This is a genomic window from Comamonas badia DSM 17552 (assembly GCF_000484635.1).
Classification (GTDB): domain Bacteria; phylum Pseudomonadota; class Gammaproteobacteria; order Burkholderiales; family Burkholderiaceae_C; genus Comamonas_C; species Comamonas_C badia.
In genome coordinates this window covers 24,928-51,913 of sequence record NZ_AXVM01000007.1, presented here as the reverse complement: position 1 = coordinate 51,913, position 26,986 = coordinate 24,928, and the positions used below count along the sequence as shown (strand labels likewise).

The 26,986-nt window shown below is 66.0% G+C and carries 24 protein-coding genes and 4 tRNA genes; 6 read left to right on the top strand and 22 right to left on the bottom strand.

Annotated features, from left to right (window positions below):
* Nucleotides 1–49 precede the first annotated feature (49 nt).
* Complete coding sequence (ccoS, locus tag K320_RS19125; RefSeq protein WP_024539595.1) at nt 50–187, bottom strand: cbb3-type cytochrome oxidase assembly protein CcoS; 138 nt, start codon at nt 185–187, stop codon at nt 50–52.
* Entirely contained in the window at nt 187–2,517 is a 2,331-nt protein-coding gene (locus K320_RS0114735) for a heavy metal translocating P-type ATPase (protein ID WP_029696204.1), read from the bottom strand. Before K320_RS0114735 ends, ccoS begins: the two co-directional genes overlap by 1 nt.
* Nucleotides 2,518–2,663: 146 nt before the next feature.
* Between K320_RS0114735 and K320_RS0114730 the strand changes: the two genes are divergently transcribed.
* Nucleotides 2,664–3,341: a sulfite exporter TauE/SafE family protein gene (locus K320_RS0114730; protein WP_024539594.1), complete on the top strand. Its 678-nt coding sequence runs from the start codon at nt 2,664–2,666 to the stop codon at nt 3,339–3,341.
* A gap of 119 nt (nt 3,342–3,460) precedes the next feature.
* Here the strand turns inward: K320_RS0114730 and K320_RS0114725 are convergent, their stop codons facing one another.
* Nucleotides 3,461–4,627 (bottom strand): serine hydrolase domain-containing protein, encoded by a 1,167-nt coding sequence (locus K320_RS0114725; protein ID WP_024539593.1) that lies wholly within the window; start codon nt 4,625–4,627, stop codon nt 3,461–3,463.
* Between the two features lie 357 nt (nt 4,628–4,984).
* On the opposite strand from K320_RS0114725, the gene xth reads away from it, so the two are divergent.
* Together xth and K320_RS0114715 are read left to right on the top strand one after the other, a co-directional pair.
* The gene (xth, locus tag K320_RS0114720; protein ID WP_024539592.1) at nt 4,985–5,764 is read left to right on the top strand and encodes an exodeoxyribonuclease III; all 780 of its coding nucleotides are present in this window, start codon (nt 4,985–4,987) and stop codon (nt 5,762–5,764) included.
* Nucleotides 5,764–6,282 (top strand): low molecular weight protein-tyrosine-phosphatase, encoded by a 519-nt coding sequence (locus K320_RS0114715; RefSeq protein WP_455423280.1) that lies wholly within the window; start codon nt 5,764–5,766, stop codon nt 6,280–6,282. The genes xth and K320_RS0114715 overlap by 1 nt, the downstream gene beginning before the upstream one ends.
* Here K320_RS0114715 and K320_RS0114710 read toward each other — a convergent pair.
* From K320_RS0114710 to K320_RS0114675, 8 genes are all read right to left on the bottom strand, one after another.
* Nucleotides 6,275–6,748 carry a hypothetical protein gene (locus tag K320_RS0114710; protein WP_024539590.1) on the bottom strand — a complete coding sequence of 158 codons (474 nt, stop codon included), beginning with the start codon at nt 6,746–6,748 and terminating at the stop codon, nt 6,275–6,277. The two genes, K320_RS0114715 and K320_RS0114710, sit on opposite strands and share 8 nt — an antisense overlap.
* Before the next feature lie 80 nt (nt 6,749–6,828).
* Nucleotides 6,829–8,244 carry a type I glutamate--ammonia ligase gene (glnA, locus tag K320_RS0114705; protein WP_024539589.1) on the bottom strand — a complete coding sequence of 472 codons (1,416 nt, stop codon included), beginning with the start codon at nt 8,242–8,244 and terminating at the stop codon, nt 6,829–6,831.
* A gap of 76 nt (nt 8,245–8,320) precedes the next feature.
* Complete coding sequence (locus K320_RS0114700) at nt 8,321–9,139, bottom strand: competence/damage-inducible protein A (protein ID WP_407059769.1); 819 nt, start codon at nt 9,137–9,139, stop codon at nt 8,321–8,323.
* Nucleotides 9,139–10,017 carry an EI24 domain-containing protein gene (locus K320_RS0114695; RefSeq protein WP_024539587.1) on the bottom strand — a complete coding sequence of 293 codons (879 nt, stop codon included), beginning with the start codon at nt 10,015–10,017 and terminating at the stop codon, nt 9,139–9,141. The genes K320_RS0114700 and K320_RS0114695 overlap by 1 nt, the downstream gene beginning before the upstream one ends.
* 54 nt (nt 10,018–10,071) lie before the next feature.
* Nucleotides 10,072–10,974 carry an SDR family oxidoreductase gene (locus K320_RS0114690; protein ID WP_024539586.1) on the bottom strand — a complete coding sequence of 301 codons (903 nt, stop codon included), beginning with the start codon at nt 10,972–10,974 and terminating at the stop codon, nt 10,072–10,074.
* A gap of 9 nt (nt 10,975–10,983) precedes the next feature.
* Complete coding sequence (locus K320_RS0114685; protein ID WP_024539585.1) at nt 10,984–12,000, bottom strand: NADP-dependent oxidoreductase; 1,017 nt, start codon at nt 11,998–12,000, stop codon at nt 10,984–10,986.
* Nucleotides 12,001–12,070: 70 nt separating this feature from the next.
* A complete protein-coding gene (locus K320_RS0114680) occupies nt 12,071–12,502 on the bottom strand; it encodes a PaaI family thioesterase (RefSeq protein WP_407059767.1) in 432 nt (143 codons plus the stop codon).
* 5 nt (nt 12,503–12,507) lie between these two features.
* The gene (locus K320_RS0114675; RefSeq protein ID WP_024539583.1) at nt 12,508–13,299 is read right to left on the bottom strand and encodes an SDR family oxidoreductase; all 792 of its coding nucleotides are present in this window, start codon (nt 13,297–13,299) and stop codon (nt 12,508–12,510) included.
* A 129-nt stretch (nt 13,300–13,428) separates the two neighbouring features.
* Between K320_RS0114675 and murI the strand changes: the two genes are divergently transcribed.
* On the top strand, nt 13,429–14,295 hold the full coding sequence (murI, locus tag K320_RS0114670) for a glutamate racemase (RefSeq protein WP_024539582.1): 867 nt from the start codon (nt 13,429–13,431) through the stop codon (nt 14,293–14,295).
* Between the two features lie 3 nt (nt 14,296–14,298).
* Here murI and K320_RS0114665 read toward each other — a convergent pair whose 3' ends face one another.
* The gene (locus tag K320_RS0114665) at nt 14,299–14,928 is read right to left on the bottom strand and encodes a DUF6806 family protein (RefSeq protein WP_024539581.1); all 630 of its coding nucleotides are present in this window, start codon (nt 14,926–14,928) and stop codon (nt 14,299–14,301) included.
* A gap of 256 nt (nt 14,929–15,184) precedes the next feature.
* Between K320_RS0114665 and K320_RS0114660 the strand changes: the two genes are divergently transcribed.
* On the top strand, nt 15,185–17,680 hold the full coding sequence (locus tag K320_RS0114660; protein WP_024539580.1) for a heavy metal translocating P-type ATPase: 2,496 nt from the start codon (nt 15,185–15,187) through the stop codon (nt 17,678–17,680).
* Between the two features lies 1 nt (nt 17,681).
* Here K320_RS0114660 and K320_RS0114655 read toward each other — a convergent pair.
* From K320_RS0114655 to K320_RS0114610, 10 genes are all read right to left on the bottom strand, one after another.
* A tRNA-Leu gene (locus K320_RS0114655) sits at nt 17,682–17,774 on the bottom strand.
* Between the two features lie 99 nt (nt 17,775–17,873).
* A tRNA-Gly gene (locus tag K320_RS0114650) sits at nt 17,874–17,949 on the bottom strand.
* Nucleotides 17,950–17,984: 35 nt separating this feature from the next.
* Nucleotides 17,985–18,058 (bottom strand) — tRNA-Cys (locus K320_RS0114645).
* A 54-nt stretch (nt 18,059–18,112) separates the two neighbouring features.
* Nucleotides 18,113–18,188, bottom strand: a tRNA-Gly gene (locus K320_RS0114640).
* A gap of 72 nt (nt 18,189–18,260) precedes the next feature.
* Nucleotides 18,261–20,690 carry an endopeptidase La gene (gene lon / locus K320_RS0114635; RefSeq protein ID WP_024539579.1) on the bottom strand — a complete coding sequence of 810 codons (2,430 nt, stop codon included), beginning with the start codon at nt 20,688–20,690 and terminating at the stop codon, nt 18,261–18,263.
* 87 nt (nt 20,691–20,777) lie between these two features.
* Nucleotides 20,778–22,043 (bottom strand): ATP-dependent Clp protease ATP-binding subunit ClpX, encoded by a 1,266-nt coding sequence (clpX, locus tag K320_RS0114630; protein WP_024539578.1) that lies wholly within the window; start codon nt 22,041–22,043, stop codon nt 20,778–20,780.
* Between the two features lie 96 nt (nt 22,044–22,139).
* A complete protein-coding gene (gene clpP, locus K320_RS0114625) occupies nt 22,140–22,748 on the bottom strand; it encodes an ATP-dependent Clp endopeptidase proteolytic subunit ClpP (protein WP_024539577.1) in 609 nt (202 codons plus the stop codon).
* Between the two features lie 98 nt (nt 22,749–22,846).
* Complete coding sequence (gene tig, locus K320_RS0114620) at nt 22,847–24,157, bottom strand: trigger factor (protein WP_024539576.1); 1,311 nt, start codon at nt 24,155–24,157, stop codon at nt 22,847–22,849.
* A 207-nt stretch (nt 24,158–24,364) separates the two neighbouring features.
* The gene (gene cysE, locus K320_RS0114615; protein WP_024539575.1) at nt 24,365–25,153 is read right to left on the bottom strand and encodes a serine O-acetyltransferase; all 789 of its coding nucleotides are present in this window, start codon (nt 25,151–25,153) and stop codon (nt 24,365–24,367) included.
* 63 nt (nt 25,154–25,216) lie between these two features.
* Complete coding sequence (locus tag K320_RS0114610) at nt 25,217–25,990, bottom strand: RNA methyltransferase (RefSeq protein ID WP_024539574.1); 774 nt, start codon at nt 25,988–25,990, stop codon at nt 25,217–25,219.
* Between the two features lie 98 nt (nt 25,991–26,088).
* Between K320_RS0114610 and K320_RS0114605 the strand changes: the two genes are divergently transcribed.
* Entirely contained in the window at nt 26,089–26,961 is an 873-nt protein-coding gene (locus tag K320_RS0114605) for an inositol monophosphatase family protein (protein WP_024539573.1), read from the top strand.
* Nucleotides 26,962–26,986 lie beyond the last annotated feature (25 nt).

Here is a 26,986-nt window from a genome sequence, read left to right as displayed (position 1 = left end):
ATACAGGCGCGGATTATCCATGGCGCAAGCGTGGCTAATTTGATCTGGATCAATCTTGTTCAAAAATGCGTTCGCCTTCCCGTTCCAGGTCTTCGAACTGGCCGCGGAAGATCGCCCAGCCCAGCGCCCCCATGATCAGAAGCGCCAGCACCACCGACAGCGGAATCAGCAGATACAGAATGTCCATCAGGTGTTCTCCGGTGCTTCGCCGCGGTTGAGCCTGAGCGCGTTGGCCACCACCAGCAGCGAACTGGCCGCCATGCCCAGCCCTGCCGCCCAGGCAGGCATGTAGCCCGCTACCGCCAGCGGCAAGGCGGCGACGTTGTAGGCGAGCGCCCAGGCCAGGTTCTGGCGCACGACGCTCATGGTGCGCAGCGCCTGCGCACGCGCGCCGGCGATCGCCATCAGGCGCGCGCCCAGCACGACGAAATCCGAACGCGCCTGCGCCAGCGGCACCGCCCGGCCAAAGGCGAACGAGACCTGCGCCGCCGCCAGCACCGGGCCGTCGTTGAGGCCGTCACCCACCATCGCAACGCGCCGCCCCTGGCGCTCCAGGGCGCGCACCCGCGCCAGCTTGCCGTCGGGCGAGCAATCGCCGACCGCCTGGTCCACCCCGGCGAGGGCGCCGATGCGCAAGGCCGACGCCGCCCGGTCGCCCGAGAGCAGTTGCACGCCCAGGCCCTGCGCCCGCAATGCTGACACGGTGCTCGAGGCGTCCGGACGCAGATCTTCTTCAAATTGAAAGCCCGCAAGCCACCCCGCATCGTCGGCCAGATGGCTGACCGGGCCCTGCGTCGCATCGGCCTGCGCGTCCCGTGGCGCGTCGCAAAACGCCGAAGAGCCCAGCCGGCAGTGCCTCTGCGTACCGTTCAGCGAGACCGATGCCGCCACACCCTGCCCCGCCACCTCCCTGACGTCCAGCGCCTGCGCGGCGGCGCCCTGCCCCGCAGCAGCCGCCACGATCGCGCGCGAGACGGGGTGCAGGCTGTGGCGCGCCAGGCTGGCCGCCAGCGCGAACGCCTCTTGCCGGGTAACGCCGTCGCGCAGCCGCACGCCGGTGAGCACGAAAGCATCGCTGGTCAGTGTCCCGGTCTTGTCGAACACCACGGTATCCACGCCCGCCAGCGCCTCGATGGCCTGCAGTTGGCGCACCAGTACACCGCGCCTGGCGAGCGCCCCGGCGCTCGCCAGCATGGCCGCCGGCGTCGCCAGCGAGAGCGCGCAGGGGCAGGTGACCACCAGCACCGCCACCGCCACCATCAGCGCGCGCGCCGGGTCGGTGGGCCACCACCAGGCCGCCGCCAGAGCGGCCACCAGCAGCACGGCGATGAGGAAGGGCTTGGCCAGGCGATCGGCCAGACGCGCCAGATCGGGCTTGCTGCTGGCCGCCTGCTCCATCAGGCCGACGATGCGCGCATAGCGCGTCTCGCCGCCCACCGCCTGCACACGCATCTCCACCAGCGCGCTCAGGTTGTGGCTGCCGGCGATCACTGCCTCGCCCGCGCCACGCGCCAGCGGGCGCGATTCGCCGGTCAGCAGCGCCTCGTCGACCGTGGTGCCACCCGAAAGCAAGGTGCCATCCGCCGGGAACGCCGCGCCGGGCAGCACCCGCACCACATCGTCCACACGCAGGCGCCGTACCGCGACATGCTGCCAGCGCCCATTCGCATCGCGCCGCTCCACCCCCTCGGGCAGGCGGTGCATCAAGGCTTCCAGGGCACCGGCCGAGCGATCGCGCAGGCGCAGCTCCAGCCAGCGCCCGGCCAGCAGGAAGAAAACAAACATCGTGAGCGAATCGAAGTACACCTGATGGCCGAACGGCCCCTCGGGCTCGAAAGTGCCCAGGCTGCTGACCACGAAGGTGATCAGCATGCCCAGCGCCACCGGCATGTCCATGCCGATGCGCCGCCCGCGCAGATCGCGCCAGGCCGAGGCGAAGAACGGGCGGCACGAGAACAGCATCACCGGCAGCGACAGCACCCATTGCGCCCAGCGCAGCAGCTGCTCGGTGTTGGCGCCTATCACCTCGGGCCCGGCGATGTAGCCGGGCACCGCGTACATCATCACCTGCATCATGCAGACCGCCGCCACGCCCAGGCGCCAGAGCATGCGGCGGCTGTCCTCCTGGCGGCGCGCACCGGCGCCCACGTCATGCACCGGCAGCGCGCGGTAGCCGCTGCCCGAAAGCGCCTGCATCCAGCGCGAGGGGCGGGTGCGCGCCTCGTCCCAGACCACGCGGCCGCGCTGCGCCGCCGCGCTGACCTCCACGCGCACGACGCCCGGCACACGCGCCATCAATTGCTCCAGCGTCACCGCGCAGGCGGCGCAGTGCATGCCTTCGAAGGCCACCATGGACTCCCACAGCGTCTGTCCCTCCTCGCGCGCCGGCAGCGCGCAGCTGAACGCGAGCCACTCGTCGCGTTCGTCGAGCAGCGTGGTGTCGGACAGCGGGGGCTGCGCCTCATCCTGTGCCGGGATCGGCCAAGGTGCGGGCAGCAGCGCGTCGGCTCCCTGCATGGCGGTGTTCAGGCCAGGGGCTGGCGGTAGAGGAAAGCGGGCAGTCTAACGGACACCGCCTGAATTGCCGAATCAATTCGGCAGCTTGTTGAGGCAGGTCAATCCGGCGCGCAAGGCGACCGGCATGGCCTTCATAGAATCCACCCATGCAGCTTTCCCTTGCAGCCACCGGCCTGCTCATGGGCCTGGTCGGCAGCCCGCATTGCCTCGCGATGTGCGGCGCAGCCTGCGCCGGCATAGGCCAGAGCGCCGCGCCGCGCGGCACGCGGGCCATCGCGCTGTTCCAGCTCGGGCGCCTCGTGGGCTATGCGCTGCTGGGCGCACTCGCGGCCGCCTCGATGCAGGGCCTGGGCTGGCTGACCGTGCATTCGGCGGCGCTCAGGCCGGCCTGGAGCCTGCTGCATGTGGCCGCGGCCGTCGTCGGGCTGGTGCTGCTCATCCAGGGGCGCCAGCCGCTCTGGCTGGAACTGGGCGCGCGCCGCGTCTGGCTGCGGGTGAGGAATGCCACGCAATCCATGGGGCTGGCCGCGCCCCTCACCATAGGCACCGCCTGGGCGCTGCTGCCCTGCGGCCTGCTGTATTCGGCGGTGATGGTGGCGGCGCTGGCCGATGGCGTAGCCGGCGGCGCGCTGGTGATGGCGCTGTTTGCCGTCGGCTCGGGGGCCGCGCTCTGGGCCGGGCCCTGGCTGCTGCTGCGCCTGGGCAGACAGGGATCGGGCGGCTGGGGCATGCGCCTTGCCGGGCTGGCGCTGCTGTTGTCCGCCGTCTGGGCGCTGTGGATGGGATTGGCGCACGACCAGGCGCCGTGGTGTCTTGCGCCCTAGCTTTGTCCACCGCGCCAGCGCATCGTCCACGCCTGCACCTTGCCCCAGGACCACAGGCCGACGCAAAATTCATGGTTCGGCCGCCTATCGAGCAACGACGTCGCCCCTGCGAAGCATCATCAATCACCCAGTGCAGCAACGAACTCCGAGGTGATCGTCGGCGCCGGTTCGGCCGAACTGCCGTTAACTTGGGCCGCGATATCGCTGTTGACCATGGCTACCATGGATGTCGCCGTCTTCGGGTCATACAAAATCGACGTATTGAAGCCGGGCAGTTCGCCCGTATGGCCGATCCAGCCGTCGAACCCACCAAATCCCAGCGCATAGCGGCGTGCGAATGAATTGGGCGGCACGGCGCTGTTCATCGACGCCATGCGGATGGCCTGCATCGCGGGCGAGACGATCCCACCTCCCGTACCCAGCACAACGGCCCAACGGCGCAAATCATCCAGCGTCGAAACCATGTTGCCCGCCGAGAAACCCCAGGACGGATTCCAGTCGGTCGCGTCTTTCACCACGCCATCGGGGTAGCCCTGGGTTGTGATGCCGCGCCAGTACGGGTTCGGGATGTCGCTCGATGTGGGGGCGAGGGTCTGCGTCAGCTCCAGCGGTTTCAGGATGTTCTGTTGCAGTGCTTGAGCAAACGGCAACTCGGTTTTCTGTTCGACCACGATGCCCAGCGCGACCGTGTTGGTATTCGAGTACGCCACCTGCGAGTCCGCCGGGAAATCGGCCGGCTTGCCTCGAACGTAATCCAGCAGTTGGTGCGGCGTGAAAACGGTCTGCGGATTGCTGAACAACGCATCCAAAAACGCCGGCTCAAAGGTGTACGACGGGATACCGCTCGTCATGCTCGCCAACATGCGGATCGTGGCGGTGTCGCCATTGGGCAACCCAGGCACGTATTTGCCGATCGGGTCGTCCAGCCCGATCAAGCCTTGGTCCACCAGTTGCAGGATCAGGATCACGGTAAACGTCTTGGTGATGCTGCCGATGCGCGTATGGTCAGCGCGCGCGGGCGGCCTGCTGCCGCCCTGTTCCGCCACGCCTGTCACGCCCACCCATGAGCCTTGCGGCGTCCATATCCCTGCCTGCGCGCCGGGAAAGCTGAACAGTGCTCGGTTCTGGTCCAGGATTTGCTGCAGGCGCGCCTGCAGTTGCACCGGCAGCTCAGCGTCGCCCGAGCCACCGCCACATCCGGCCAGCACCAACCCACCGGCAGTGGCCAGCCCGAGCACACTCCTGCGCGTCAGCGTCTGGTAAACCGGGGTGTCCAACTCTTTCATGCAAACTCTCCTGCTCTTGATCTGTGGAAATCGCACAAAAAGCGTGGTTTCCAGAAACTGCAACGACCACGGCCGCCGCATACCGGCAACCCGGCACCGATAGTTTGAAACAGAACATCGCCCAAACCACCACGCCTTGTTGTCGTGTCGTCCCAAGGGTTGGCTACACGTCCCAATCCGCGTGCCAGCGGGATCACCGCTGAATCTCTGGATCGGCATCTGAGCGCTGGCGTAGTCCAGAATGAAGGCAAACCGCCATCGTGAAGCGTCTGAATTGCTGGTGGCTGCACTGGCAGCCAGATCACAAGTTCACCGCAAACGATGCTGCAACCTATCGACTTCACAAGAGAAAAATACATGAAAATCGCCACCTGGAACGTCAATTCCCTCGCCGTGCGTCTGCCGCAGGTGCTCGCCTGGCTGACAGCCAACCCCGTCGATGTGCTCGGTCTGCAGGAGCTCAAGCTCACCGACGACAAGTTCCCGCACGATGCCTTCGAGATGGCGGGCTATCAAAGCGCGTGTTTCGGGCAGAAGACCTACAACGGCGTGGCGCTGATCAGCCGCCACCCATTGGAAGGCGTGGTGCGCAACATGCCGGGCTTCGAGGACGAGCAGGCGCGCATCATCGCCGCCACCGTGCAGACGCCGACCGGGCCGCTGCGCGTCATCGACGGCTATTTCGTCAACGGCCAGGAGCCGGGCAGCGAAAAATTCGCCTACAAGCTGCGCTGGCTCGCGGCATTGACGGCATTCGTGCGCGCAGAGCTGGCGGTGCATCCGCGTCTGGTGCTGCTGGGGGATTTCAACGTCACGCCTGACGACCGCGACACCTGGGACCCTGAAGGCCTGCGCGGCACCATCCACCACACGCCCGAGGAGCGCGCGCACTTCCAGGAGCTGCTCTCGCTCGGCCTCTGCGACAGCTTCCGCCTGTTCGAGCAACCTGAAAAGACCTTCTCCTGGTGGGATTACCGCATGCTGGGCTTCCAAAAAAACCGCGGCATGCGCATCGACCACATTCTGGTGAGCGATGCGCTGCGCGGCTCTGTCACCGCCTGCACCGTCGATCGCGCGCCGCGCAAGAACAAGCAGCCGAGCGACCACACTCCGGTGGTCGCAACACTCGCGCCATGATGCCCGCCCTGCCCGATCTGTCGGAACTGGCCAAACGCCAGAGCGGCCAACCCATCCGGGTGCTGATGGTCTGCATGGGCAATATCTGCCGCAGCCCCACCGCCCACGGCGTACTACAAAAAAAGGTGCTGAAAGCGCATATCCAGCATGCGCTGGAGGTCGATTCGGCTGGTACGCATGATTACCACATCGGCGACCCGCCCGATGCCCGCACGCAGCAGCATGCACTGCGCCGGGGCTATGACCTCTCAACGCAGCGCGCGCGCCAGCTCACGCGCAAGGACTTCGAGCGCTTCGACCTGATTCTGGTGATGGATACGGCCAACGAAACGCTGGCGCGGCGCCTTGCGCCAGCGCAGCCCCGCGCCAGATTGATGCGGCTGACCGATTTCTGCACCCGGCACCAAGCCACCGAAGTGCCAGACCCGTACTACGGCGGCGAGCGCGGGTTTGAAGAGGTGCTGGACCTGGTGGAAGACGCCTGCGAGGGCCTGCTTACCGCGCTACGTCTTATTTAGTGCGGTCGAGCTCGCGGCGGATGCCGTCCACGTCGGCCTGCGCGCGGTCCAGATTGGCCTTGAGCTCTGTCACGCGGTCCTGGTAGGCCTGCGTGTTGCGCAGCTCCAGCGCGCTTTTCTGCGGCGCGCCGTCGTTGTATTCCTTGCGCAGCTCCGCCAGTTTTCCCTCGGCCTTGCGCAGCTCATCCTGCAGGATGGCGCGCCGATCCGAATCGCGCGCCTTCTGGTCGGCGTCGCTCACCTTGGGCGCATTCGCCGGGGACGCTGCTGCTGGCGCTGCCGCAGGCTTGCTTGCCTGCAGCACGGTGACGTTGCCGCCCTCCACCAGCTTGCAGCCGCGCGCCTTGGCATCACTCACGTTGTTGGTGTATTCGTTGCCGCAGCGGTAGATTTTGTCCTGGGCACTGGCGGGTTGCAGCACCAGCGTGCCGGCAAGAGCGGTCAGGGCGAACAAAAAAGTCTTCATGCAATACCTTGGAGAGCAGCTACGGGCGCAATCGTGCGGGCAAGTATCACCCAAACGCAAGCGCATGCCTACGGCTGACGTCACAAAGCGTAATACAGGTCGTACTCGACCGGATGCGGGGTCATGCGCACACGCTGGATCTCGGCCTGCTTGAGATCGATGTAGGCATCGAGCATGCCGTCGGAAAACACCCCGCCGCGCGTGAGAAAGCCGCGGTCGGCATCCAGCGCCGCCACTGCCTCTTCCAGGCTGGCGCAGACCGTGGGCACCAGCCGGTCTTCCTCGGGCGGCAGGTGGTAGAGGTCCTTGGTGGCGGCCTCGCCGGGGTGGATCTTGTTCTCCACGCCATCGAGCCCCGCCATCATCAGCGCGGCAAACCCCAGGTAGGGGTTCATCAGCGGATCGGGAAAGCGCGCCTCCACCCGCCGCCCCTTGGGATTGGCGACATATGGAATACGGATCGAGGCCGAGCGGTTGCGCGCGCTGTAGGCGAGCTTGACCGGCGCCTCGAAGCCCGGCACCAGCCGCTTGTAGCTGTTGGTGCCCGGGTTGGTGATGGCGTTGAGCGCCTTGGCGTGTTTGATGAGCCCGCCGATGTAGTACAGCGCAAAGTCCGACAGGCCAGCGTAGCCGTCGCCCGCGAACAGGTTCTTGCCATCCTTCCAGATCGACTGGTGCACGTGCATGCCGCTGCCGTTGTCGCCCGCATAGGGCTTGGGCATGAAGGTGACGGTCTTGCCGTAGGAATTGGCGACGTTCCAGATCACGTACTTCATCAGCTGCGTCCAGTCCGCGCGCTGCACCAGCGTGGAAAACCGGGTGCCGATCTCGTTCTGCCCGGCGCCGCCCACCTCGTGGTGGAACACCTCGACCGGAATGCCCAGCGATTCCAGCACGCCCGCCATCTCGGCGCGCAAGTCCTGGCCGCTGTCCACCGGCGGCACCGGCATGTAGCCGCCCTTGGTGGCGGGGCGGTGGCCGCGGTTGCCGCCGTCGAACTTGGTGCCGGTATTCCACGGCGCCTCGTATTCCTCGATCTCGAAGAACACGCGGCCCGGCTCGGTGCCCCAGCGCACGCCGTCGAAGATGAAGAACTCGGGCTCGGGTCCGAAGTAGGCGGTATCGCCCAGGCCCGAGGCCTTGAGGTAGGCCTCGGCGCGCTTGGCGATCGAGCGCGGATCGCGGTCGTAGGCCTTGCCGTCGCCAGGCTCGACCACGTCGCACTGCAGGATCAGCGTGGTTTCTTCAAAAAACGGGTCGATGTTGGCCGTTGCCGGGTCGGGCATGAGCTGCATGTCCGAGGCCTCGATGCCCTTCCAGCCGGGCATTGACGAGCCATCGAACGCGTGGCCGTTGGCAAATTTTTCCTCGTCGAAATGCGAGACGGGCACCGTCACATGGTGCTCCTTGCCGCGCGTGTCGGTAAAGCGCAGATCGACATAGCGCACCTCGCTCTCCTGCACCATGCGCATCACGTCGGCGACGGTCTTGGCCATCTGGGAACTCCTGGACATTTCAGAGCCGCGCACCGGTACGGCGCGGGCGAAAGGATTGAATTCTACGGGCGCACTCTCAATGCCCACGCTCGATTTCAGGGCCCAGGCGCACCGAAAGCCTCTGCAGCCCCGCCACCAGCGCCTGCCAGGCCGCGGGCACGCGATCGGCCGCGCCCTTCACGCCCAGTTCCAGATGCGCGCCGTGCACCGGGTGATCGACACTGGGCAGGCTGAAGACCTTGATGCCGGGGTGCTCGGCCTCGATTCTCTCCATCAGCGGCGTCAGCAGCGATTCGGGCGCGTCGTGCAGCACGATGGAATGCTCCGCCTGCGGCGCGCGGTGAAACCACTGCGCGCAACTGGTGTCCAGCACCCATTCGATCATCGGCCAGGCCATCACCGGAAAGCCCGGCGCGAAATGCACCTGCGCGCCGCCCGCGCCCGTGCAGGAAAAACCGGGAATCTTGTTGTAGGGGTTAGGGATGGTGCGCGCGCCCCGCGGCAGCACGCCCATCTGCAGGCGGTGCAGGTTGTCGGGGCGGTCGGGCGCGAACACCTCGCCCTTCTCGCGCGCCACGTCCTGCATGCGCTCGGTGATCAGGGCCTGCGCCTCCGGGTGCGGCAGCAAAGGCACGCCCAGCGCGGCTGCCGCGCACTGGCGCGTGTGGTCGTCCGGCGTGGCGCCTATGCCGCCGCAGCTGAAGACCACGTCGCTGCCCCCAAAGGCGCGCTGCAATGCGGCGGTGATGCGCGCGCGGTCGTCGCCGACCAGCTCCATCCACGAAAGTGACAGGCCGCGCTCGGCGAGCAGGCGGATCACGGTGGGCAGGTGCTTGTCCACGCGCTTGCCCGAGAGGATTTCGTCGCCGACGAGGATGAGGCCGAAGGCGGGCATCACGATGCATCGCCTCCGGGCAGCAGCGGTTTGGCCTGTACGTCGATCACATCAGGCGCCTTGACAGGCGGCATGGCGGGCGCCTGCTGCCCGCGCATCTGCTGCAGTGCCGCCAGGCAGAAATGCGCAAACCACAGCGACGAGAACGCAAACACCAGCGTGTAAATCCAGATCGCCACCGGGATCAGGATGAAGAAGGCGGCGGCGAACACCACGCCCGAGGCAAAGACGATGCCCGGCGCGGCGCCCAGAAAGCCGCAGAACACGCCGATCACCAGCAGACTGCCGCGGTGCTGCTCAAAGAGCGCCCTGCGCTCCTGCCGGCTGGCGTGCTCGGAGAGCGCATCAAACGCCATCACGCGGTAGGTGAGCCAGCCCCAGATCAGCGGCGGCAGAATCAGCACCAGCGGCGGAACAAGCCACAGCGGCATGGACAGCACCAGCGCCAGCAGCGCCAGCACGGTGGACGAGAGCGACCACCAGAGGCTGCCCACCAGCCCCGCGCCCTTGAGGCGCCGCAGTTCGGGAAAGCGCCGCTTGGCCACCAGATCGACGACGGCCGGCACCATCAGCGCGGCAACCGCCAACACGCAGGCGAAGACGACGATGGGCGTAGTGGCCATCACCAGCAACAGCGGCGCCAGCATGGACGGCACATCGCTGACCCCCAGGTGTGCGAGCCAGCCCCAGACCGTGCCCAGCCAGGCCATGCCATCCAGCAGTGACTGCGTCCATGCGACGGCGGGGGTCCAGAACAGGTACCAGCCCAGCCCCGCTACCGCGCCAATCAGCACCAGCGGCAGCAGCGACAGCGCGATGATGCGCGGCATCAGGCAATAGCCCACCGCGCGCCAGAAGGAATCGATCATTGGACCCATGGTCGCGCTAGTGTAGTGTTGGGCGCTATTCGGCATAGCGCCTCCTGCAGGCGCTCAGCGCCGCAGCGCCGCCTTGAGCTGCTCTCCCACCTCGGGCCGCTCGGCGAACGGGTCGGGCGGATTGCGACCCTCCACGATGGCTTGCATGCGGCTTTCTACATTGCCCAGCGCCCGCGGGTGGCTATAGATATAAAAAGCGCCGCTCACCACCGCATCAAACACCTTGGCCGCCACCTCAGCGGCGGAGACCTTGCCGCTGGTCACTGCCTTGTCGATCATGGCCTGGCTGATGCGCTGGCTGGGCGTGAGGGAAGCATCGCGCAGGCTTTCTGGCCGGTTGCGCTCGCTCTGCGTGATGCCGGTGGGCACGAAGTAGGGGCAAAGCACGCTGGCGCCGACCTGCTCGGTCACCAAGCTCAAGTCCTGGTAGAGCGTCTCCGTCAGTGCCACCACCGCATGCTTGCTGACGTTGTAGATGCCCATGTTGGGCGGCGTCAGCAGTCCCGCCATGCTGGCGGTGTTCACAATATGACCGCACCAGGCCGGATCTGCCTTGGCTGCCGCCAGCATCATCGGTGTGAACAGGCGCACGCCGTGCACCACGCCCCAGAGGTTCACACCCAGCACCCATTGCCAGTCGGCCAGCGTGTTCTCCCAGACGAGGCCGCCTGAGCCCACGCCTGCGTTGTTGAAGACCAGGTGCGGCGCGCCAAAGCGCTCGGCCACCGCATCGGCCAGCGCCTGCATCTGATCGGCATCCGACACATCCACGCGCCGCGCCAGCACCTCGGCACCTGCTTGCTGCAATTCCGCCGCAGCCTTGTCCAGCGCGTCCTGCTGCACATCCACCAGCACCACACGCATGCCGCGCCGCGCGGCGATGCGCGCGCATTCCAGCCCGAAACCCGAGCCGGCGCCCGTGAGCACCGCCGTCCTGCCTGCAAATTCCGTGATCATCCTGCCCCCTCAGATGAGTTTGACGAGCTGTTTGCCCATGTTTTTGCCGTGCAGCAGCCCGATGAAGGCGGCCGGCGCACTCGCCAGGCCCTGCGCAATGCTTTCGCGCGGATGCAGCGTTCCGGCCACCACCAGAGCGGCCAGTTCCTGCAAGGCCTGCGGCCAGAGCTGCATATGTTCGCTCACGATGAAGCCCTCCACCCGCATGCGGTTGATCAGCATCAGTGCCGGGTTCTGCAAGGGCAGCGGCGCGCCGTCGTAGCCCGCGATCATCCCGCACAGCGCCACGCGCGCAAACGCGTTGGCGCGCAGCAGCACGGCATCCAGAATGGTGCCGCCGACGTTCTCGAAATGGCCGTCTATGCCATCGGGGCAGGCGTCCTTGAGCGCACGCGACATGGATTTCACATCGGTGTGCAGGCGGTGATCGATGCAGGCATCAAAGCCCAGTTCCTCGGTGGCATAGCGGCATTTCTGCGGCCCGCCGGCCACGCCCACCACGCGGCAGCCGCGCGCCTTGGCCAGCGCCGCGAACGCGCTGCCCACCGCGCCGGTGGCGGCGCTCACGGTGACGGTCTCGCCCGCCTTGGGCGCGATGATCTGCGTCAGGCCATACCAGGCGGTCACGCCCGGCATGCCGACGGCGCCCAGGTAGTACGAGAGCGGCACCGGGCCGCCCTCCACCTTGCGCAGCAGGCCTGGCGCGTTGCCATCGACCACGCTGTATTCCTGCCAGCCGCCCATGCCGACCACCTTGTCGCCCGCAGCGAAGCGCGGGTGGCGGCTCTCGACCACCTCGCCCACGGTGCCGCCAATCATCACCTCGCCCAAGGGCTGGCAGGCGGCGTAGCTCTTGCCCTCGTTCATGCGCCCGCGCATGTAGGGGTCCAGGCTCAGGTAATGGTGGCGCACCAGCACCTGGCCATCCGTCAGCGGCGGCGTATCCGTGGCGATGAGGCGGAAATTGCCCTCGGTGGCAGCGCCCTGCGGGCGGTTGTCGAGCACGATCTGTGTGTTGCGTGGCATGGTCCATCTCTCCTGTTTATTCAAATAACATAGCTGTTACCGCTTACCCATCAAGCGCTACAGCCATATTTCATTCAGTTTTTGATCGTGCACCGCCGGTGAAATCGCCCACGCGCGAGACGTATTTGAAGGTGTCGGTGGCATGGCAGCAGGCCTGGCCCTCGGCATCGAACACCGTGCCCTCGGCAAACGCCAGGCTGCGCGTGCGGTGGATCAAGGTGCCGCGCGCCACCAGCCTGCCCTTGGCCGGGCGCAGAAAGCTGGTCTTCATCTCCACCGTCACCATGCCCATGCCGCTGGCCAGCGCGTTGCTGCGCGCGGCCATCGCCAGCGTTACATCGAGCAGCGTCATCAGCGCGCCGCCATGCGTGATGCGCCAGGAGTTCAGGTGCTCGGGCCGGGCCTCGTAATGCAGCTCGGAACGGCCTTCGCCCATCCCCGCCAGCGTGATGCCCAGCGCCTGAACGAAGGGGATGTCGATGTCGAAGCCCGGACGATCCATCGCCCTCATCCCGCGACGATGGCGCTCACCCCGCCATCGACCGCCATCCACTGGCCGGTGATGTGCTTGCCCGCATCGCTGGCGTACAGCAGCACCAGGCCCTTCAAGTCTTCATCGTCGCCCAGGCGCAGCAGCGGCGCGTGCGCCTTCATCTGCTCCTCGCCCAGGCGCTCTATCAGCACCTCGGCCATCTTGGTCTTGAAGAAACCCGGGCAGACGGCATTGACGCGGATGCCGTAATGCCCCCATTCCCCCGCCAGCGCGCGCGTGAAGTTGAGCACCGCGCCCTTGGAGGTGTTGTAGGCGATGGTCTTCATGCCCACCGGATTGCCGCCCAGCGCCGCGATGGACGCCACGTTGACGATGGCGCCCCTGCCGCGCGGGATCATGCTGGCCTTGGCAACCGCCTGCGAGAGCAGGAAGTAGCCGCGCACGTTGAGGTTCATCACCTTGTCCCAGGCGGCCGTGGGGTGGTCCTCGGCCGGGGCGCCCCAACTCGCGCCCGCGTTGTTCACCAGAATGTCCACATCGCCCAGGCGCTGCAGCGCTTCAGATGCCAGCCGGTGAATATCCGCCTCCTGCGCGCAATCGGCGGCGATCCAGCGCGCATCGATGCCAGCCGCCTGCAGCTCGGCGGCGGCCTGCTCCAGTTCCCCGGCCTTGCGGCTGGCCAGCATGATGCGCGCGCCCGCCTCGCCCAGCGCATGCGCCATCTGCAGGCCCAGCCCGCGCGAGCCGCCCGTGACGAGCGCCGTCTTGCCGGAAAGATCAAACAATTGCTGAATCGTGCGTGCCATTGCGGGAAGTCTCCTGAGGTGGTGTCACCGGGCCCCGTGCCCGAAACAGCCATTGTGGCGCGGTCACCGCATGGCCGTTGTCGCCTGTGCGAACGCGGTATGCTTGCCCGCCTTCCACCCCGCGTCTCCATGCCATCCCCTTCCAGCAGCGCACCGATAGGCGTTTTCGACAGCGGCATCGGCGGCCTGAGCGTGCTCCAGGCGCTGCGCGCCGAACTGCCGCACGAGCGCTTCATCTACCTCGCCGACAGCGGCAACGCGCCCTATGGCGAAAAGGGCGATGGCTTCGTGCACCAGCGCAGCCTGGCCATCGCCCGGCATCTGCGCCAGGAGCACGCCATCAAGGCGCTGGTCGTCGCCTGCAACACCGCCACCGCCGCGGCCATTCCGCTGCTGCGGGGCGAACTGCCCGATCTGCCCATGGTGGGCGTGGAACCGGCGCTCAAGCCCGCCGCCATCGCCAGCCGCACGCACCATGTCGGCGTGCTGGCCACGCGCGGCACGACCCAAAGCGCGCGCTTTGCACACCTGCTGGCCCTGCACGGCGAGCACACCCGCTTTTCAGTGCAGGCCTGCGACGGCCTGGCCCAGGCCATCGAAAAAAGCACCGGCGCCGAGGCCGCGGAAGCAGCATCAAAAACAAGAGCGCTTTGCGCCCGCTACACGAGTGCCTTGGGCGTATTTGGCACTGAATCCGGAATGATGGACACCCTGGTGCTGGGCTGCACCCACTACGTGTTTGCGCAGGACGTTCTGCGCTCGCTGGTAGGGCCCGAGGTACGCATCATCGAAACCGGAGCGGCCGTGGCACGGCAAACCCGGCGCATTCTGGAGCCGGCCGGCCTGCTGCATGAGGAAGCGGCACCGGAGGTCCACGCACGAAACATTCTGCTGTGCACCACCGGCGCACTCCCCGCGCTGCAGGCGGCGGCGCAGCGCTGGCTGGCGCTGCCGCCTGGGCAGTGCGCCGCCGTCTCGCTGCCCCAGGCCCCCTGAGTTTCAGTGCAGATGGCGCGGCCTGCGGTTGCCGCCGCCGCGCCCGCCGGCGCCGCGCGGCCGGCGCCCCAGATCAAGCGAGCTCACCAGCGCATCAAAGCGCTGGGTGAACAGCTTGTCGATCTCGGCCACCACGCCGCCGAGCTCGGCCGCATCGAAGTGGCGCTCCATCACGTTCACCACATCCTGCACCAGCATGTCGCGCTGCACCTGCATGATGGCCGCCGGCGTCGGGCCGACGAAGAGCATCACGAAGTCGTCGCGCGATTCGGCGTCATCGTCTTCCTCATCATCGATCTCTTCCTCGTCGAACTCGGTGTCGTAGAAAGTCACCTCGATCGCGGCGCCCTGGTCGGCGAGCTCATTGAGGCTCATGCACATCTCGTCAAGCGACTGGCGGAAGTCATCGTCGCCGCGCACCGTCCAGCACATCTGCAGCAGGTGTTCCTTGGGATCGAACTGGATGCCCGGCTCTTCCTCGTAGGCGCTGGTGGCGCCGTCCGCCAGGGAACGCGCGCCGGCGTACTGCCACAGCGGCTTGAGCGCATCCTGCAGTTGCGCGAAATCCACGTCGGCGCGCAACTGCACCTGGCCGTGGACGTGAATTTCAAAGGGAGCGTTGTAATCTGACATAAAACCTTCTTTGGTCTCTGAGCCTAGGAATGTCCTGCCCAACCCCCTGCGGTCGGCGATGGCGCAGCCTCGGACGGCCTGCACCACCACCGACGCGCGAGGGCGATGCAGGGCATCCCTGGAGCCTGAGGGGGCGATCCTGAAAAACACACTGAACGCTCGCAAGTAGGCCGTATTTTCGCACGCCCCTTGACATTGACATCATGGCAAACATTACGCTGGCGGCATTGTGAACTTGACTGCAGGAAAACCGACCATGAACAGCCCGAATCCCAGCGGCGCGATCGCCGCTCCCTTCATCAGCCTGCCGATTGAAGGCATGACCTGCGCCAGCTGCGTCGGCCGGGTCGAAAAGGCGCTTGCCAAGGTGGGCGGCGTCGGCAGCGTGGCCGTGAACCTCGCCACCGAACGGGCGGATATCCGCTCAGCCGGCCCCATCGACCGCATGGCACTGGTCCAGGCCGTCGAGAAGGCCGGCTACGCCGTGCCGGCGAGCAGCATCGAGCTGGCCGTGGAGGGCATGACCTGCGCCTCTTGCGTCGGCCGCGTGGAGAAGGCGCTCAAGGCCGTGCCTGGCGTGGAGCAGGCGGCCGTGAACCTTGCGACCGAGCGCGCCAGCGTGCGCGGCGTGGCGGCGGTGGCCGATCTGCTGGCGGCCATCGCCGGGGCCGGCTACGCGGCGCACCCCATCGATTCCAGCGCAGACGCGGCAGAAGAGACCGCGCAGAACAAGGATGCCGAACGTGCCAGACTCCGGCGCGACCTGCTGCTGGCCACCGCGCTCTCGCTGCCGGTGTTCGTGCTCGAAATGGGCTCGCACCTGATTCCCGGCATGCACGAGTGGGTGATGGCGACGATCGGCCACCGCGAAAGCTGGTACCTGCAGTTCGTGCTGACCGCGCTGGTGCTGGCCATTCCGGGCCGGCGCTTCTACGCCCAGGGCTTCCCGGCGCTGCTGCGTCTGGCACCGGACATGAATTCGCTGGTGGCCGTGGGCACGGCGGCGGCGTTTGGCTACTCGGTGGTCGCCACCTTCGCGCCCGGCCTGCTGCCGCAGGGCACGGTGAACGTCTATTACGAGGCGGCGGCCGTCATCGTGGCGCTGATTCTGCTGGGCCGTTACCTGGAGGCACGCGCCAAGGGGCGAACATCGCAGGCCATACAGCGGCTGGTCGGCCTGCAGCCCAAGATCGCCCACGTGGTGCGCGATGGCCGCAGCGTGGATATTCCCCTCGGCGACGTGGTACTGGGCGATGTGCTGCAGGTACGCCCCGGCGAGCGCGTGCCGGTGGATGGCGAGGTGACCGAGGGCGAGAGTTTCGTCGATGAATCCATGGTCACCGGCGAGCCCATTCCCGTGCAGAAATCGCTTGGCGGCGCCGTCGTGGGCGGCACCGTCAACCAGAAGGGCGCGCTCACGCTGCGCGCCACCGCGGTGGGTGGGCAGACCCTGCTGGCGCAGATCATCCGCATGGTCGAGCAGGCGCAAGGCTCCAAACTGCCGATCCAGGCGGTGGTGGACAAGGTGACGCTGTGGTTCGTGCCTGCCGTCATGCTGGCCGCGCTGCTCACCTTCCTCGCCTGGCTGGTCTTCGGGCCCTCGCCCGCGCTGAGCTTCGCGCTGGTCAACGCCGTGGCCGTGCTCATCATCGCCTGCCCCTGCGCCATGGGACTGGCCACGCCGACCTCCATCATGGTGGGCACCGGCCGTGGTGCGGAAATCGGCGTGCTGTTTCGCAAGGGCGAGGCGCTGCAGCTGCTCAAGGACGCGAAAGTGGTCGCGGTGGACAAGACCGGCACGCTGACCGAAGGCCGCCCCGTACTGACCGATCTGGAGATCGCCGCGGGCTTTGAACGCGATCGGGTACTGACGCTGGTGGCCGCGGTAGAGACGCGCTCGGAGCACCCGATCGCACGCGCCATCGTGGGCGCCGCCACCGTGCAAGGCCATGCACTGCCTGCGCTAGGTGCATTCGAATCCATCACCGGCATGGGCGTACGTGCCAGCGTGGACGGTGTGCGCGTGGAGGTGGGCGCCGACCGGTTCATGCGCAGCCTGGGTCTGGCCGTGGAGGTTTTTGCCGCCGTGGCCGAACGCCTTGGCAATGAGGGAAAGTCGCCGCTGTACGCGGCCATCGACGGCCGGCTCGCCGCCATCATCGCGGTGTCCGATCCGATCAAGCCCGGCACACCCACCGCGATTGCCGCACTGCACCAGCTCGGCCTGAAAGTCGCCATGGTCACCGGCGACAACGCACGCACCGCGCAGGCGATTGCCAGGCAGCTGGGCATTGACGAAGTGGTGGCCGAAGTCCTTCCCGAGGGCAAGGTGCAGGCCATCGAGCGCCTGCGTGCCAGCCACGGCCCGATTGCCTTCGTCGGCGACGGCATCAACGATGCGCCGGCACTGGCGCAAGCCGACATAGGGCTGGCGATTGGCACCGGCACCGACGTGGCGATGGAATCGGCCGATGTCGTGCTGATGTCCGGCGACCTGCAGGGTGTGCCCAATGCGATCGCGCTCTCCAGGGCCACGATAGGCAATATCCGCCAGAACCTGTTCTGGGCCTTTGGCTACAACACGGCCTTGATTCCGCTGGCGGCGGGTGTGCTGTACCCGGCTTACGGACTGCTGCTTTCGCCCGTCTTTGCCGCGGGCGCGATGGCGATGTCCAGCGTCTTCGTGCTGGGCAATGCGCTGCGCCTCAGGCGGTTTCAGCCGCCCTTGAGCCAGCAGCAGGCGGCGATATGAATGGTGCCTCGGGCCGGGGTCGAACCGGCATGCCCCTTTTCAGGAAAGCGGCGGATTTTAAGTCCGCAGTGTCTACCAATTTCACCACCGAGGCAGGACTGCGGCGTCCGCGGCCCTGGCGTCAAGGCTAACGCACGATGCGGTCCGAGGCAAACCGTGCTTCACTGCCGCATCGGGTCGTCACGGCATGAACTGGAGCGGGAAACGAGGCTCGAACTCGCGACCTCAACCTTGGCAAGGTTGCGCTCTACCAACTGAGCTATTCCCGCGTTGGTGCACCCGCAATGGGCCGGTGCACCCTGTCTGGAGGCGCGGCCCGGAGTCGAACCGGGCTCTACGGATTTGCAATCCGGTGCATAACCGCTTTGCTACCGCGCCAGCAAGCCTTCAGAAAAAAGGGGAAGCTTTTGCCTCCCCTTTGTTTCAGGTTTCTGGAGCGGGAAACGAGGCTCGAACTCGCGACCTCAACCTTGGCAAGGTTGCGCTCTACCAACTGAGCTATTCCCGCGTACTGCAAGGATGGTGCCCTGCAGGAAGAGTGCGATTATAGGGGGTTTTCAGCCCGCTTCGCACCAACTTCTCAATGTTTTACCGATCGTGCCGGTGCGGGCGCAGGCGCCGCGGGTGCGACGGCAGCGGCGGCCGCAATTTCCTCTTCGGTCAGCGGCACTGGTTTGCGCTCGAGCGCAATTTCCAGCACCTTGTCGATCCAGCGCACCGGAACGATGTCCAACCCCTTCTTGACAGTATCCGGGATCTCCTGCAAATCCTTGACATTCTCCTCGGGGATCATCACTGTCTTGACGCCACCGCGCAGTGCCGCGAGCAGCTTTTCCTTCAGGCCGCCGATCGCCGTGACCTCGCCGCGCAGCGTGATCTCGCCCGTCATCGCCACATCGGCGCGCACCGGGATGCCCGTGAGCGCCGAGACCATGGCCGTCGCCATCGCAATGCCGGCGCTCGGCCCATCCTTGGGCGTGGCGCCATCGGGCACGTGGATGTGCAGGTCGCGCTTCTCGAACATTTCATCGCGCAGGCCAAGGGCATGGGCGCGCGAGCGCACCACGGTGCGCGCCGCCTCGACCGATTCCTTCATCACATCGCCCAGCGAGCCAGTGCGCTGAATCGCCCCCTTGCCGGGCATGGTGGCGACTTCGATGGTGAGCAGGTCGCCACCCACTTCAGTCCAGGCCAGACCGACGACCTGGCCCACCTGGTTCTTCTGCTCCGCACGTCCGTAGGTGAACTTGCGCACGCCCAGGTAATCGGCGAGGCTCTTGGCATCCACTTCTACGCAGGGCTTGAGTTTCTTGAGCAGCAGGCCTTTGACCACCTTACGGCAGATCTTGGAGAGCTCTCGTTCAAGCGAGCGCACGCCGGCTTCCCGCGTGTAGTAGCGCACGATGTCGATGATCGCGTCTTCGTGCACATGCAGCTCGCCGGCCTTCAGACCGTTGCTCTGCATCTGCTTGGGCAGCAGGTAGCGCGTGGCGATGTTGGCCTTCTCGTCCTCGGTGTAGCCCGCCAGCCGAATCACTTCCATGCGATCGAGCAGCGCCGGCGGAATGTTCATCGAGTTGGATGTGGCGACGAACATCACGTCCGACAGATCGAAGTCAAGCTCGACGTAGTGGTCGGCGAACTTGTGGTTTTGCTCGGGATCGAGCACCTCGAGCAGCGCACTCGATGGGTCGCCCCTGAAATCCATGCCGATCTTGTCGATCTCGTCGAGCAGGAACAGCGGATTCTTCGCGCCTGCCTTGGTCAGGCTCTGCAGCACCTTGCCCGGCATCGCGCCGATGTAGGTGCGCCGGTGGCCGCGGATCTCGGCCTCGTCGCGCATGCCGCCCAGCGCCATGCGCACGTATTTGCGTCCCGTGGCCTTGGCGATCGACTGGCCCAGCGAGGTCTTGCCCACGCCCGGCGGCCCGACCAGGCACAGGATGGGCGCCTTGACCTTGTCCACGCGCTGCTGCACGGCAAGGTACTCCAGGATGCGGTCCTTGACCTTCTCCAGGCCGAAGTGGTCTTCGTTGAGTACCTGTTCGGCGCGCACCAGGTCCTGCTTGACCTTGGTCTTCTTCCCCCAAGGCAGGTCGCAGAGCACGTCGATGTAGTTACGCACCACCGTGGCCTCGGCCGACATGGGCGACATCAGTTTGAGCTTCTTGAGCTCGCCCTCGGCCTTCTTGAGTGCCTCCTTGGGCATCTTGGCGGCCTTGATGCGTTTTTCGATGTCCTCAATGTCGGCGCCGCCCTCGCCCTCGCCGAGTTCCTTCTGGATCGCCTTGACCTGCTCGTTGAGATAGAAATCGCGCTGGTTTTTTTCCATCTGGCGCTTGACGCGACCGCGGATTTTCTTGTCCACATTGAGGATGTCCACCTCGCGTTCGAGCTGCTCGAACAGGTTTTCCAGCCGCGGCTTGACCTCGGCCAATGCCAGCACGTGCTGCTTGTCCTCCAGCTTGAGCGGCATGTGCGCGGCGATGGTGTCGGCCATGCGGCCCGCATCGTCAATACCGGAAATCGAGGTGGAAATCTCGTTCGGAATCTTCTTGTTGAGCTTGACGTACTGGTCGAACTGCTGCATCACCGCGCGGCGCAGTGCCTCCAGCTCTGCCGCCTTGCGCTCGGGCACGGCGGGAACGGGCGCCAGACGCACCGTGGCTGTCGCATGGGTTTCGCCTTCGGCGACATCCTGCAGATGCGCGCGCTGCTGCCCCTCGACCAGCACCTTCACCGTGCCATCGGGGAGCTTGAGCATCTGCAAGATCGTCGATACGCAGCCGATGTCAAACAGGTCTTCGGCCTGCGGCTCGTCCTTGGCGGCGGCCTTCTGCGCCACCAGCATGATCTTGCGATCCGTACCCATCGCCACTTCCAGCGCCTTGATGCTCTTGGCGCGGCCGACGAACAGGGGAATCACCATGTGCGGGAACACCACCACGTCACGCAGCGGCAAGAGCGGCAAGACGATGGCGGAATCCGGCGGGGGTGTCGGTCCAGGCATGGGCAATCCTCACAGACGGCCTTGCCAGCGCAAGGCCAGAAAAAGAAAAGCGTGCGGCAGCGGCAACGCTGCCCGCACCGCTCAAAATCAAGCCTTCTTGGCCGCTTCGCGATAGACCAGCAGCGGTGCCTTGTCTTCCTCGATGGAGGACTCGTCGACCACCACCTTCTCCACATTGACGGCATTGGGCAGATCGAACATGGTGCCGATCAGCGATTGTTCAAGAATCGAGCGCAGGCCGCGCGCGCCGGTCTTGCGCGCAATCGCCTTGCGCGCGATCGCCTTGAGCGCCGCCGGGCGGATTTCCAGTTCCACCCCCTCCATCCCCAGCAGCGCCGCGTACTGCTTGACCAGCGCGTTCTTGGGTTCGGTGAGGATCTGCACCAGTGCATCCTCGGCCAGTTCGGCCAGCGCCGCCACCACCGGCATGCGGCCGACGAGTTCCGGAATCAGGCCGAACTTGATCAGATCCTCGGGCTCGATGTCCTGGAACACCTCGGTCAGCGAGCGCTGCTTCTTGCTGCGCACCGTGGCGCCAAAGCCTATGCCCGAGGCCTCGGTGCGGTTCTCGATCACCTTCTCCAGGCCCGCGAAGGCGCCGCCGCAGATGAACAGGATATTGGTGGTATCCACCTGCAGAAAGTCCTGGTTGGGGTGCTTTCGGCCGCCCTGCGGCGGCACGCTGGCCATGGTGCCTTCAATGAGCTTGAGCAGCGCCTGCTGCACGCCCTCGCCCGAGACATCGCGCGTGATGCTCGGGTTGTCGCTCTTGCGCGTGATCTTGTCGATTTCGTCGATGTAGACAATGCCGCGCTGCGCCCGCTCGACGTCATAGTTGCAGTTCTGCAGCAGCTTGCTGATGATGTTCTCGACATCCTCGCCCACATAGCCCGCTTCGGTCAGCGTGGTGGCATCGGCCATCACGAACGGCACGTCGAGCTGGCGCGCCAGGGTCTGCGCCAGCAGCGTCTTGCCCGAGCCGGTGGGGCCGATCAGGAGGATGTTGCTCTTGGAGAGCTCGACATCGTCCTTGCCCGCGTGTTCCTTGTGGCGCAGGCGCTTGTAGTGGTTGTAGACCGCCACCGCCAGCGTGCGCTTGGCCTGCTCCTGGCCGATCACGTAGCTGTCCAGGTTGGTTTTGATGTCGGCGGGGGTAGGCAGGTCCGCGCGGCCCGCCTGATTGGCATCGAGCGCGGGCTGCTCGTCGCGGATGATTTCGTTGCACAGGTCAATGCATTCGTCACAGATGAACACCGACGGACCGGCGATCAGCTTCTTGACCTCATGCTGGCTCTTGCCGCAAAACGAGCAGTACAGGGTTTTTTCGCTGGAAGAGCCTTTTTTTTCGGCCATGGGGCAATGCCTTGGAACGCAGAACGTGAAGTGATGATACTCAATTGAAAACGGCGCTTCCCGCAGGGGAAGCGCCGCCCTTCGAGCGCTAAGGAATCAGGAGCGCTTGGCGATGACCTGGTCTACGATTCCATAGGTTTTTGCCTCGTCCGCGGTCATGTAATAGTCGCGTTCGGTGTCGTGCACCACCTTCTCGTAGGGCTGGCCGGTACGCTCGGCCAGAATCCGGTTCAACTGCTCCTTGGTGCGCAGAATGTCGCGCGCCTGGATTTCGATGTCGGTCGCCTGGCCGCGCGCGCCGCCCAGCACCTGGTGGATCATGACCTTGCTGTTGGGCAGGCAATAGCGCTTGTCCTTGGCGCCGGCGGCGAGCAGGAAGGCTCCCATGCTGGCGGCAAAGCCCAGGCACATGGTGGACACGTCCGGCTTGATGAACTGCATGGTGTCGTAGATCGACATGCCGGCCGTCACGCTGCCACCGGGGGAATTGATGTAGAGAGAAATATCCTTGTCCGGGTTTTCGCTCTCCAGAAACAGCAGCTGCGCCACCACCAGGTTGGCCGTCTGGTCGTTCACTTCGCCGACCAGGAACACCACGCGCTCCTTGAGCAATCGCGAATAGATGTCGTAGGAACGCTCACCACGCCCCGATTGCTCCACCACCATGGGGATCAGCCCCAATGCCTTCGTATCCTGTGCACTCATGCAGTTCTCCAATGAATCGCTGACTGTAGCCGCAAACAGGTGGGGCCTGCACCGGCTGGTGCAAGCCCCATCGCAATGACCGGCGCAAGCTGCGGCGATCAGTTCTGCGCCATCAGTTCGTCAAATGAAACCGACTTTTCACTGACCTTGGCCTTGCCCAGCACGAAATCGGTGACATTGTTCTCCACCACCACGGCCTCGGCCTCGGCCAGGCGGTCGCGGTCGCCGTAGTACCACTTGACCACGTCCTCGGGCTTTTCGTAGCTGGAGGCAAGCTCCTGCACATGCGCCTTGAGCTGCTCGGGCTGGGCCTGCAGCTCGTTGGCGCGCACCAGCTCGGCCACGACCAGGCCCAGACGCACGCGGCGCTCGGCCTGCGGGCGCACCACGTCCTCGGGGATCTGGGCCGCCTCGGCATCCTTGATGCCGCGGGATTTGAGGTCGGCGCGCGCCGCTTCCAGCAGGCGCTGCACCTCGGCCTGCACGATGCCCTGGGGCAGTTCCAGTTCCGCCTTGGCCATCAGGGCATCCATCACCGCGGCCTTGTTGCGCGACTGCACGCGGAACTTCACTTCGCGCTCGAGGTTCTTGCGCACGTCGGCGCGCAGGCTCTCCACCGTGCCGCCGTCAATGCCGAGGGATTTGACGAATTGCTCGGTCACCTCGGGCAGGTGCGCGCCCTCGATGTTCTTGACCGTCACCAGGAAATCCGCCGTCTTGCCCGCCACGTCCTTGCCGTGGTAGTCCTCGGGGAAGGCCAGCGGGAAGGTCTTGCTCTCGCCCACCTTCATGCCGCGCACGGCATCCTCGAACTCCTTGAGCATCTGGCCTTCGCCGACGAGGAACTGGAAGGCCTCGGCCTTGCCGCCAGCAAACGGCTCGCCGTCGATCTTGCCTTCGAAGTCCACGGTCACGCGGTCGCCGTCCTCGGCGGGCGTGCCCTGGGCGCGCTGGGCGAAGGTGCGCCGCTGCTTGCGCAGGATGTCCAGCGTGCGGTCGATGGCGCCGTCGTCCACGGCCGCCGTCAGCTTGTCGATCTCGGCCTCGGCCAGGTCGCCGATCTTGACCTCCGGGTAAACCTCGAACACCGCGTCGAATGCCATCTCGCCTTCGGCGGCGCCATCTTTCTCGGAAATGCGCGGCTGACCCGCCACGCGCAGCTTGGCCTCGTTGGCCGCCTGCGAGAACGCCTCGCCGACCTTGTCGTTGATGACTTCGTACTGCACCGAATAGCCGTAGCGCTGCGCCACCACGCTCAGCGGCACCTTGCCGGGACGAAAACCGTCCATCTTCACGGTGCGGGCCAGGCGCTTGAGGCGCCCTTCGACCTCGCCCTGGATGCTTGCCGTAGGCAGGCTGAGCGTGATCTTGCGTTCGAGTTTTTCCAATGTTTCAACGGTGACGGCCATCGCGGTTCCTTTGTGTCGGTCAGTGTGCGCACGCGCCCGCTGCATCGCATTGCGGCGTGCCAGCTGGCGCTCCAGGGTGTCTCTCGGTCCTCGCGGAGCATTGACGGCCTGCAGTGCCCGGCAAATGCCAGGCGCGAGGCCAGCTCGTCGCGAAAAGCCTTCTATTGTAGCGAAGCGCCTGCTCCTGCAGACACCGGTGCGCCGGGCCTACTTGCCCAGGATGTCGCTGACCTTTTCCGCCTCGAAGCGGGCGGTGACATGCGCATTGGGCGGCACGCAGTCCGGCCCGTGCTGCAGGCCGGAGAGTTTTTCTATGGCCTGCCACAGCAGCGCGATCTGCTGCTCCTGCCCGGCGGCCGAATCGGCCAGGCTGCGCAGCGCCTGCGCCAGCGGATCGTCCTGCTGCGGCGTCACGCCATAGGCGCTGAAGCCTTTGGCCCCATCGGCCTGCGATTCGGTCACATCCGGGCCGTGGTCCTTGTGCGAGGCGATGATGCGCGCCGGAATGCCCACCGCGGTGGCGCCCGCCGGCACCGGCTTGATGACGACGGCGTTGCTGCCGATCTTGGCGTCGTCACCCACGGTGAAGCCGCCCAGCACCTTGGCGCCGGCGCTCACGACCACGTTGCGCCCGAGCGTGGGGTGGCGCTTGGCGCCTTTGTACAGCGAGGTGCCACCCAGCGTCACACCGTGGTAGATGGTGCAGCCGTCGCCCACCTCGGCCGTCTCGCCGATCACCACGCCCATGCCATGGTCGATGAAAACGCACCCTCCGATCACCGCCCCGGGGTGGATTTCAATGCCCGTCGCCCAGCGCGCGATGTGGGAAATGAAGCGCCCCAGCCAGCGCAGCCCGTGGGTCCAGCACCAGTGCGCCGGCCGGTGCAGCCAGATGGCATGCAGGCCGGGGTAGCAGGTGATGACCTCCCAGGTGCTGCGCGCAGCCGGGTCGCGCGAGAGGATGCACTGGATGTCGGAGCGGATTCTGGAAAGCATGGGCAGGCGCTGTGAAGGCGTGCAGTGTAGTGAGCAATGCGCCAGCGTGCAGGCGCGCGCCCGTCAACGGGGCTGCCTGGCGGCAAGCGCCATCATGGTCTTGGCGATGCCGCGCAGGACATGGATGTCCTCCTCGCTCGGGCTGGCGCGGTTGAACAGCTGGTTGAGCCTGGGCATGAGTTTCTTGGGTGCCGCCGGATCCAGGAAGCCGATCTCGACAAGTGCCTGCTGCCAGTGTGCCAGCATGCCCGCCATCTGCCGTGCATCGGCCGGCGTTCCGTGGCTGGCGGCGTCGTGCACCGCAAAGCCGCCCAGGGCCTGGCGCCATTCATAGGCCACCAACTGCACCGCGGCCGCCAGGTTGAGCGAGCCGAACTGCGGCGCCGTCGGAATCGACAGCGCCACATGGCAGCGGTAGACGTCGCTGTTGGCCATGCCGAAACGCTCGCTGCCAAAGAGAAAGGCGATACCGGAATTTTCATTCATATCAGCGATTCGCGCTTTGCTGGCCTGCGCCTCTTGCTCCGTTTCAAGGAGTAAATCGAAGTGCTCCCGCGGCGAGCGCGTGGGCGGTCCGAAGTCGCGCGGCGTCATCGCCGTGGCGCACAGGTGGTGCATGCCATCGAGCGCCTCGTCCAGCGTGGCGACGATGCGCGCCTTCTCCAGCACATCGGTGGCGCCGCTGGCGCGCTGGATCGCGATCTCGCGGCGCAGCACATTGGGCCAGCGCGGCGCCACCAGCACCAGATCATCAAACCCCATGGTCTTGATGGCGCGCGCCACGGCGCCCACGTTGCCGGGGTGGCTGGTCTGGATCAGGATGAAGCGCGTTCGCATGGTTGAATTGTCGCTTGCCGCCGAGAATGCTCCGGGCCACTAAAATCACGACCCTGCGCGCGCATCGCCGCGCTTTTTTTGTTTGGACGTTCCTTTTCATGTCGTCAAACCTGCATCCCATGCTGAACACGGCCATCAAGGCCGCACGCGCCGCCGGCGCCATCATCAACCGCGCCGCGCTCGACGTGGAGGCGGTACGCATATCGCAAAAGCAGATCAACGACTACGTGACGGAAGTCGATCAGGCGAGCGAAGCCACCATCATCGAGACGCTGCTGACCGCCTACCCTGGCCACGGCATCCTGGCCGAAGAATCGGGCCGCCAGCACGGCGCCCGGGATTCCGAGCATGTCTGGATCATCGACCCGCTGGACGGAACGACGAATTTCATCCACGGCTTTCCGGTCTACTGCATCAGCATTGCGCTGTCGGTGCGCGGGCGCATCGAGCATGGCGTGGTGTACGACCCGACACGCAACGACCTGTTCACCGCCACGCGCGGGCGCGGCGCCTTCATGAACGACCGGCGCATGCGCGTCTCCAAGCGCACCCGTCTGTCGGAATGCCTGCTGGGCACGGGCTTTCCGTACCGCCCGGGGGACGACTTCGCCGGTTACATGCAGATGATGGCCGAAGTGATGCAGTACACCCACGGCCTGCGCCGCCCGGGCGCTGCGGCGCTCGATCTGGCCTATGTGGCTGCGGGCTTCACCGATGGCTTCTTTGAAACCGGCCTGTCGATCTGGGACGTGGCCGCCGGCAGCCTGCTGGTGACCGAAGCCGGCGGTCTGGTGGGCAATTTCACCGGGGAAGCCGATTTTCTGGAACAGCGCGAATGCCTGGCCGCACCCGCACGCATCTATGGCCAATTGGTCAAGCTGCTCGGCAAATACAGCAAGTTTGCCGGCGTCGAGGACAAGATGGCCGTCCATGCCAGCCTCTCCAAAGGTGGCGAGGCAGGGCAAGAATAAGTTTTTTTCGTAGCTGCCAGCGCTT

Coding starts and splice junctions, on each gene's coding strand:
- ccoS (WP_024539595.1), bottom strand. CDS start 187: ATGGACATTCTGTATCTGCTGATTCCGCTGTCGGTGGTGCTGGCGCTT.
- K320_RS0114735 (WP_029696204.1), bottom strand. CDS start 2,517: ATGCAGGGAGCCGACGCGCTGCTGCCCGCACCTTGGCCGATCCCGGCA.
- K320_RS0114730 (WP_024539594.1), top strand. CDS start 2,664: ATGCAGCTTTCCCTTGCAGCCACCGGCCTGCTCATGGGCCTGGTCGGC.
- K320_RS0114725 (WP_024539593.1), bottom strand. CDS start 4,627: ATGAAAGAGTTGGACACCCCGGTTTACCAGACGCTGACGCGCAGGAGT.
- xth (WP_024539592.1), top strand. CDS start 4,985: ATGAAAATCGCCACCTGGAACGTCAATTCCCTCGCCGTGCGTCTGCCG.
- K320_RS0114715 (WP_455423280.1), top strand. CDS start 5,764: ATGCCCGCCCTGCCCGATCTGTCGGAACTGGCCAAACGCCAGAGCGGC.
- K320_RS0114710 (WP_024539590.1), bottom strand. CDS start 6,748: ATGAAGACTTTTTTGTTCGCCCTGACCGCTCTTGCCGGCACGCTGGTG.
- glnA (WP_024539589.1), bottom strand. CDS start 8,244: ATGGCCAAGACCGTCGCCGACGTGATGCGCATGGTGCAGGAGAGCGAG.
- K320_RS0114700 (WP_407059769.1), bottom strand. CDS start 9,139: ATGCCCGCCTTCGGCCTCATCCTCGTCGGCGACGAAATCCTCTCGGGC.
- K320_RS0114695 (WP_024539587.1), bottom strand. CDS start 10,017: ATGGGTCCAATGATCGATTCCTTCTGGCGCGCGGTGGGCTATTGCCTG.
- K320_RS0114690 (WP_024539586.1), bottom strand. CDS start 10,974: ATGATCACGGAATTTGCAGGCAGGACGGCGGTGCTCACGGGCGCCGGC.
- K320_RS0114685 (WP_024539585.1), bottom strand. CDS start 12,000: ATGCCACGCAACACACAGATCGTGCTCGACAACCGCCCGCAGGGCGCT.
- K320_RS0114680 (WP_407059767.1), bottom strand. CDS start 12,502: ATGGATCGTCCGGGCTTCGACATCGACATCCCCTTCGTTCAGGCGCTG.
- K320_RS0114675 (WP_024539583.1), bottom strand. CDS start 13,299: ATGGCACGCACGATTCAGCAATTGTTTGATCTTTCCGGCAAGACGGCG.
- murI (WP_024539582.1), top strand. CDS start 13,429: ATGCCATCCCCTTCCAGCAGCGCACCGATAGGCGTTTTCGACAGCGGC.
- K320_RS0114665 (WP_024539581.1), bottom strand. CDS start 14,928: ATGTCAGATTACAACGCTCCCTTTGAAATTCACGTCCACGGCCAGGTG.
- K320_RS0114660 (WP_024539580.1), top strand. CDS start 15,185: ATGAACAGCCCGAATCCCAGCGGCGCGATCGCCGCTCCCTTCATCAGC.
- lon (WP_024539579.1), bottom strand. CDS start 20,690: ATGCCTGGACCGACACCCCCGCCGGATTCCGCCATCGTCTTGCCGCTC.
- clpX (WP_024539578.1), bottom strand. CDS start 22,043: ATGGCCGAAAAAAAAGGCTCTTCCAGCGAAAAAACCCTGTACTGCTCG.
- clpP (WP_024539577.1), bottom strand. CDS start 22,748: ATGAGTGCACAGGATACGAAGGCATTGGGGCTGATCCCCATGGTGGTG.
- tig (WP_024539576.1), bottom strand. CDS start 24,157: ATGGCCGTCACCGTTGAAACATTGGAAAAACTCGAACGCAAGATCACG.
- cysE (WP_024539575.1), bottom strand. CDS start 25,153: ATGCTTTCCAGAATCCGCTCCGACATCCAGTGCATCCTCTCGCGCGAC.
- K320_RS0114610 (WP_024539574.1), bottom strand. CDS start 25,990: ATGCGAACGCGCTTCATCCTGATCCAGACCAGCCACCCCGGCAACGTG.
- K320_RS0114605 (WP_024539573.1), top strand. CDS start 26,089: ATGTCGTCAAACCTGCATCCCATGCTGAACACGGCCATCAAGGCCGCA.